Genomic DNA, 6,543 nt, shown 5'->3' on the forward strand with positions numbered 1-6,543 from the left:
GCCGAGCGCGGCGGGCCGTCCCTGGTCATCGGGTCGACGGGCTTCGATGCTGCTGAATTGGCTGCTATCGCCGACGCCGCGAAAACGATTGCCATCGTGCGCTCCGGCAGCTTTTCGCTCGGGCTCAACATGCTGGTCGGGCTGGTCGAGCAGGCGGCGCGGGCACTCGATCCCGATGACTGGGACGTGGAGATTGTCGAGGCACACCATCGCCACAAGGTCGATGCGCCATCGGGGACGGCGTTGATGCTGGGGCATGCCGTAGCCGGCGGACGCGGCATCGACCTGGACACGGTCGCAAGGCTTGCACGCGACGGCGTCATCGGCGCGCGGCCGACCGGCGAGATTGGCTTTGCGGTGCTGCGTGGCGGCAGCATCATCGGCGAACACAGCGTCAGCTTCTGCGCCGAGGGCGAGACCTTGACCTTGTCGCATGCAGCCGGCGACCGCGTCATGTTCGCACGCGGCGCCATCGCCGCCGCGCTCTGGCTCGAGGGACGCCCGCCAGGCGAATATGACATGCGCGACGTGCTGGGCATGACCGGCCTATAGCGGCCGGTTTGTCGTCCCGGTTGGACGTACGCACCCATATCTCGTCCACCTCCGCACCGAAAAAAGAACGCTGGAGGGGTCAGGTCTCTTCAAACCGAACCGTTCGGTTCGATTTCTGTTGACGGACTGTATAGCAGATGGTGAACGCTGGCCTGGTTGTCGGCCTCGGATAGTGGGAGAAGAATCTCACTAAAGATTTGATTTCGAACAATAAAATTATGACCGCCGGGGGCCTGTGCCAAATTTCAAGGCCCGGATTCAAGCTGCGGAGGAACATCTTCGTGATTGGAATCCGCGGCAGGGCAAACCCATCTCGGGGTGGTCCGAGCGACGCGAAATTCCTCCCAAGGGCACGCCACCAGACGGACAGAACAAAGAAATACTGGAGTAACTAAAATGACCAAGATCGCTCTTACCGCCGCCGCCATCCTCGTTGCCACGGGGACTGCTTTTGCCGGCAGCGACAACTATGGCTCGGCCAACGCCAATCAGCCTGCCGTCACTGTCGACCATTCGGTCACCGCTTCGACCTCGAAGTCGACACAGACCGTTCAGGCCCGAGCGTCGCAGGGCGCTGACCGCAATCTCTTCGGCCGCTAATCGCGACTGCCGATATCAACCCAATCTTGAATTCAGGAGTAAATAAAGTGACCAAGATCGCTCTTACCGCCGCCGCCATCCTCGTCGCCACGGGCACCGCTTTTGCCGGCAGCGACAACTATGGCTCTTACAATGCCAACCAGCCGGTTGCGAACCAGTCCGTGTCCAACATCGACACCACACACACCGGCTCGATCCCGAAGTCCGTAAAGACGCAGGGTGATGCCAATGCCAAGGTGCCGGCTCAGTCGGGCCAGGGCATCTGGGGTCGTTGATTTTCTGAAGTCTGCGACCACAAAGAGCGGTGGGCTTTGCCCGCCGCTCTTGTTTTATGCGTTGGGAAAATATTTCGAAATGACGAGCAGTCGGCTAAAGCTCGCCGGGCGGCGCCGGAAAAGTGCTCCACATCCATAATTCAGGTTTCGAGTGATGCACCCGCCCTGATCCAGGGCGCCGTCTGAGACGTTTCCGAGTTGATCATCTCGATCGGATTGCCCTTGAAGATAACGCTGCCGCCATTCTGCCCGGCGCCCGGACCCATCTCGATAATCCAGTCGGCTTGTGTGATGACGTCGAGATTGTGCTCGATCACCAGCAACGTGTTGCCGCTGTCGGCCAGCCGCCCCATCAACCTGACCAGCCTTGCCACATCCGACATGTGCAACCCTGTTGTCGGCTCGTCGAGGATGAAGATGCGTCCGATATTCTGCAACTCCGTTGCCAGCTTGATGCGCTGGCGTTCGCCGCCAGAGAGACTGCTCAGGGGTTGGCCAAGCGTCATGTAGTCAAGGCCGACCTCGGCCACACGGTCGAGTGCCGGGCGGATGTCCGGCTCGTGGAAGAAGCGCTGGGCGTCTGAAACGCTCATGCTCAGCACGTCGTCGATGTTCTTGCCGCGAAGCTTGTAAGCGAGCACCGCGTCGGTGAACCGTCGGCCGTGGCAGACCTCGCAAGCGCTGACGATGGTGTCCATGAAGGCCATATCCATGCGGGTGACACCGAGCCCTTTGCACCCCGGACAGGCCCCGGCCGAGTTGGAACTGAACAAAGAGGCACCGACGCTATTGGCTTCGGCGAATAGTTTTCGGATTGGGTCGAGGACCCCTGTATAGGTCGCCGTGTTCGAGCGTATGGAGCCGCCCAGCGCACCCTGGTCGATGCATACGGCGTCGGGGTAGCGACGCGAGAACACGCCGTTGATCAGTGAACTCTTGCCCGAACCGGCAACGCCGACGACCGCAGTGAGCACCCCTTGTGGAATGTCGACGCTGACGTTCTTGAGGTTGTGGAGGTTGGCGTTGCGCAGCTTCAACCAGCCTGTCGGGGGGCGCAGCACCGCTTTCGGGTGCGGTCGGGCCTTCATGAAGCGGCCGGTTAAAGTGTCGGATCGTTCGAGATCGGCCACCTTGCCCTCGAAGACGACGCGCCCACCACTCTCGCCCGCGCCCGGACCCATATCGATGACATGGTCGGCGATGGCGATGATCTGAGGATCGTGCTCGACCACCAGCACAGTGTTGCCCTTGTCGCGGATCTCTCGTAGCTGATATAGCCGAGCCCGATGCCAGTCATGTGGTCAAGTCGGGCGCAGAGCGCCGCGACGATCGGCACAGCCGCGGTCGTTGAAATTTCCGCGACAATGGGCACAAGATCGCTGGCCGGCATGGCGGCAAGGTCGGCTATGCTGTTGCCGTTGATCTTGCATGCCAGGACTTCCGGCCGCAACCGCGCCCCATGGCAATCCGGGCATAGCCCGCTGGTCACCACGCTCTCCAGCGCCTCGTTCCGGTCTGAACTCGACCGGTTGTGCAGAAAGCTGCGGTGAAAGCGCGGGATCAGCCCCTCATACATCGAACTCGCCCACCAGCCTTTGGCCGGATGCGGCGGCTTGTGTGGCTCGGCATTCAGCAAAAGCTCCCATTCCTCGGGACTGTAGTCTTCGAGTTTCTTGTCGTTGTCGAAATAACCCGACAGCACATAGCGCTTCCAGCGCGCGCTGCCGACAGCGAGAAGCGGGAAGCGGATAGCGCCATCGTTGAGTGATTTCGAGCGGTCGAGCAGTGCGTCGACATCAACCGTGGTGATGGCGCCGATCCCCTCACAGCGCGGGCACATGCCGTCCGGATGGTTGAAGGAAAAGACGCTGGACAGGCCGACAAATGGTTCGCCGACCCTGGAAAACAACAGCCGCAACAGGGCTTGGATGTCGGTGGCTGTGCCGACGGTCGAGCGGGCATTGCCGCCTAGGCGCTTCTGATCAACAACGATCGCCACCGCCAGATTCTCGATCAAATCCACGTCTGGCTGTCCATAGTGCGGCAGGCGATGGCGGGCGAAGGAACTGAAGGTCTCATTGAGTTGGCGCTGCGATTCCGCCGCGATTGTATCGAATACCAGCGAGGACTTTCCCGAACCCGAGACGCCGGTGAAAACGGTGATGAGCTTTTTTGGAATGTCGATGCTGACGTTCTTGAGATTGTGCTCGCGGCTGCCGACGACACGAATGGCCTCATGACTTTGCAGTTCGTGAGACCGCCAGGCGGTTTTGCGCAGGGGAGATCCGGTCATTTCCGGCTCGCGAGTTCAGTCAGCGGGATGGCGTACGTGCGGACCGGTTTGCTCGATTATCGGCGGCCCATATGGAAAAACTCGCTATATGCGGTCTGGTTCCCAACCAGGGCGGCTTCGCTGGAACATGCGATCGGCAACGTGCCCGACGCGTCGTTTTGCATGGGACGAAGCCGTGCGGGACAGGTCTTAGCGGAGATCCTTCGGCCTGAGGCAATGCGTCAGCCGCGCTCCGCCGAAGGCGAGATCCGTCCAGTCGGTGTCAACGGTGAAACGGGCCAGCGCCGCGGTCGGGAATTTTTCCTCAAGCCGGTTCCGAGCGGAGCCATCCGATTGGGAACCGGCAAGGCGCCGTGCGAATTCTTCCAGGCCGGGATTGTGGCCCAGCAACAGAATGGTGTTGGTTGCGGCCTTTACCTTGCTCAGCTCGGCGAGAATGTCCGCCGCCGTCGCTTCGTAGAGCGCTTCGACAAATTCGACAGGCGCCTCCATGGGCCACTCGGCCGCCACCAGCCGCCAGGTGTCGCGGGTGCGCAGCGCCGGCGACACCAGCGCCAGGTCCGGCAGCCAGCCGCGCGCCGCAAGCTCGCGCCCGATCGAGCGCGCCGCCTTCACTCCGCGTTCGGCCAAAGGCCGATCGAAATCATCAAGGCCAGGGTCGTCCCAGCTGGATTTGGCGTGACGAAGCAGGAGAAGCTGTTTCATCGTCACGCTCTCGCCTCACGGCGTGATGCGCGCCAGATGCTCGAGGTCGGTTTCCTCGCGCAGCGGGTCGGGGGCCATCACCACCGAAGTGCCGTTGTCGGCATCGTCGGCAAAGTGGGCAAGCACGGTGCGGCCGGCCTCCATGCGCGCCTTGCCTTCGGCAACCAGTCCCAATGCCAGCGGATAGAGCCGGTGCTCGGCCTTCAGCACGCGGGCTGCCAAAGTATCGGCGGTGTCGCCGACCATCACCGGCACGGCCGCCTGTGCGATGATCGGACCGTCATCCATCTCGGAGGTGACGAAGTGCACGGTGCAGCCATGGATGCGGATGCCGGCGGCCAGTGCGCGCACATGGGTGTCGAGCCCCTTGAACGCCGGCAGCAGGGCAGGGTGGATGTTGATCATGCGGCCCTGCCATCTCTGGACGAAGCCGGGGGTGAGGATGCGCATATAGCCGGCCAGCGCCACGATCTCGGCGTTGAAGGCCGCGAGCGCCGCGTCTATTGCCGCGTCATGCGCCTGCTTGCTGCCATGGTCGGCACGCGAGACGATCTGCGTGGCGATGCCGCGCGCTCTGGCGATGCCGAGCCCGGCGGCGTCCGCCTTGTCGGAAATGACACCGACGATCTCGGCCGGGAACGCCGGGTCGCTGGCCGCGGCAATCAGCGCGGTCATGTTGGAGCCGCGCCCCGAGATCAGGACGACGGTGCGTTTCCTCTGCGCGTTCATAGGCCGATCGAGCCCCGATAGATAACGCCGGCGTCGCGGCGCGGCACGATGCGGCCGATCGGCGTCACCGTCTCGCCGGCCTCCTGCAGCACGGCGGCGACCTGTGCTGCCTGGCCGGACGCGACCGCCAAGATCATGCCGATGCCGCAATTGAAGGTGCGCATCATCTCTTCCGGCGCCACGCCGCCAGTCTTGGCCAGCCACGAAAACACCGCAGGAACGTCGATCGCCTCGAGATCGAGTTCGGCCGAAAAATCCTTGGGCAGCACGCGCGGGATGTTTTCCGGGAAGCCGCCGCCGGTGATGTGGGCGAGCGCCTTGATACCATGCGTGTTGCGGATCGCCTTGAGAATCGACTTGACGTAGATGCGGGTCGGCTCGAGCAGCGCCTCGGCCAGAGTGGCCTCGTCGTTGAACGGCGCCGGATCGCTCCACGACAGACCGCTGACGGCGACGATGCGGCGCACCAGCGAATATCCGTTCGAGTGCAAGCCAGAGGAAGCCAGGCCCAGCAGCACGTCGCCTTCGACAATATCGTCGGTGGGCAGCAGTTGGCCGCGTTCGGCGGCGCCCACCGCAAAGCCGGCCAGGTCGTAATCATTGCCGTGATACATGCCGGGCATCTCGGCCGTCTCGCCGCCGATCAGCGCGCAGCCGGCCTGGCGGCAGCCCTCGGCAATGCCGCCGACGATTGCGGCACCCTGGTCGGGATCGAGCTTGCCGGTGGCGAAATAGTCGAGGAAGAACAGCGGTTCGGCACCTTGCACGACGATGTCGTTGACGCACATGGCGACGAGGTCGATGCCAATCGTGTCGTGCTTGCCGGCATCGATGGCGATCTTGAGCTTGGTGCCGACGCCGTCATTGGCCGCCACCAGCACCGGGTCGGTAAAGCCCGCGGCCTTGAGGTCGAACAGGCCGCCGAAACCGCCGATCTCGCCGTCGGCGCCCGGCCGGCGCGTCGCGCGCACCAGCGGCTTGATCTTCTCGACCATGAGATTGCCCGCGTCGATATCGACACCGGCCTCGGCATAGGTGAGCCCGTTCTTGCGCTTGTTCACGTCGCGCTTGCTCATTTCTGGTGCCCGTTCAACAATTTTCCTTGTCGCGGGCTCTTCGCATGAACGGTTTCTGTCCGCAAGGATAACGGCCATTTCGGCCCATAAAACCGTGGACAGGGCACGCGTATAGGCGCTCGTGATTGGCGAAAGCCAAGCTGAAAGCCGCTCTCCCGTGCGGGAGATCGGCAGCTTCTCCCTTGTTGCCACCCGCTATCTTCATCATCTATCTCCGACCAAGAGGAGGTGCCAAGCATTTGACCATCCCAAACCTGATCACCATCCTGCGCCTTATCCTGGTGCCGGCGGTGGTGCTGGCGATGCTGCAGGC

8 protein-coding genes are annotated in these 6,543 nt (G+C 62.8%); 3 read left to right on the forward strand and 5 right to left on the reverse strand.

The window, feature by feature from the left end; translation table 11 throughout:
- The 3 genes from dapB to EN964_RS20310 all read left to right on the forward strand — a co-directional run.
- Nucleotides 1-552, forward strand: a 552-nt coding sequence (dapB, locus tag EN964_RS20300; RefSeq protein WP_127276670.1) for a 4-hydroxy-tetrahydrodipicolinate reductase, incomplete at its 5' end; no start/stop codon positions are given.
- Between the two features lie 396 nt (nt 553-948).
- The gene (locus EN964_RS20305; RefSeq protein ID WP_127269827.1) at nt 949-1,152 is read left to right on the forward strand and encodes a DUF680 domain-containing protein; all 204 of its coding nucleotides are present in this window, start codon (nt 949-951) and stop codon (nt 1,150-1,152) included.
- Between the two features lie 47 nt (nt 1,153-1,199).
- The gene (locus EN964_RS20310) at nt 1,200-1,427 is read left to right on the forward strand and encodes a DUF680 domain-containing protein (protein WP_127270735.1); all 228 of its coding nucleotides are present in this window, start codon (nt 1,200-1,202) and stop codon (nt 1,425-1,427) included.
- A gap of 140 nt (nt 1,428-1,567) precedes the next feature.
- Here the strand turns inward: EN964_RS20310 and EN964_RS38700 are convergent, their stop codons facing one another.
- The 5 genes from EN964_RS38700 to purM form a co-directional block, all read right to left on the reverse strand.
- Nucleotides 1,568-2,608: an ATP-binding cassette domain-containing protein gene (locus tag EN964_RS38700; protein WP_306251738.1), complete on the reverse strand. Its 1,041-nt coding sequence runs from the start codon at nt 2,606-2,608 to the stop codon at nt 1,568-1,570.
- On the reverse strand, nt 2,527-3,720 hold the full coding sequence (locus EN964_RS38705) for a hypothetical protein (protein WP_236383102.1): 1,194 nt from the start codon (nt 3,718-3,720) through the stop codon (nt 2,527-2,529). The genes EN964_RS38700 and EN964_RS38705 overlap by 82 nt, the downstream gene beginning before the upstream one ends.
- Nucleotides 3,721-3,909: 189 nt before the next feature.
- Entirely contained in the window at nt 3,910-4,425 is a 516-nt protein-coding gene (locus EN964_RS20320) for a histidine phosphatase family protein (RefSeq protein WP_127270733.1), read from the reverse strand.
- Between the two features lie 15 nt (nt 4,426-4,440).
- A complete protein-coding gene (gene purN / locus EN964_RS20325) occupies nt 4,441-5,154 on the reverse strand; it encodes a phosphoribosylglycinamide formyltransferase (protein WP_127270790.1) in 714 nt (237 codons plus the stop codon).
- Nucleotides 5,151-6,230: a phosphoribosylformylglycinamidine cyclo-ligase gene (purM, locus tag EN964_RS20330; RefSeq protein WP_027037916.1), complete on the reverse strand. Its 1,080-nt coding sequence runs from the start codon at nt 6,228-6,230 to the stop codon at nt 5,151-5,153. Before purM ends, purN begins: the two co-directional genes overlap by 4 nt.
- Nucleotides 6,231-6,543: the final 313 nt, after the last annotated feature.

This window comes from Mesorhizobium sp. M7A.F.Ca.CA.001.10.2.1, from assembly GCF_003998575.1.
Classification (GTDB): domain Bacteria; phylum Pseudomonadota; class Alphaproteobacteria; order Rhizobiales; family Rhizobiaceae; genus Mesorhizobium.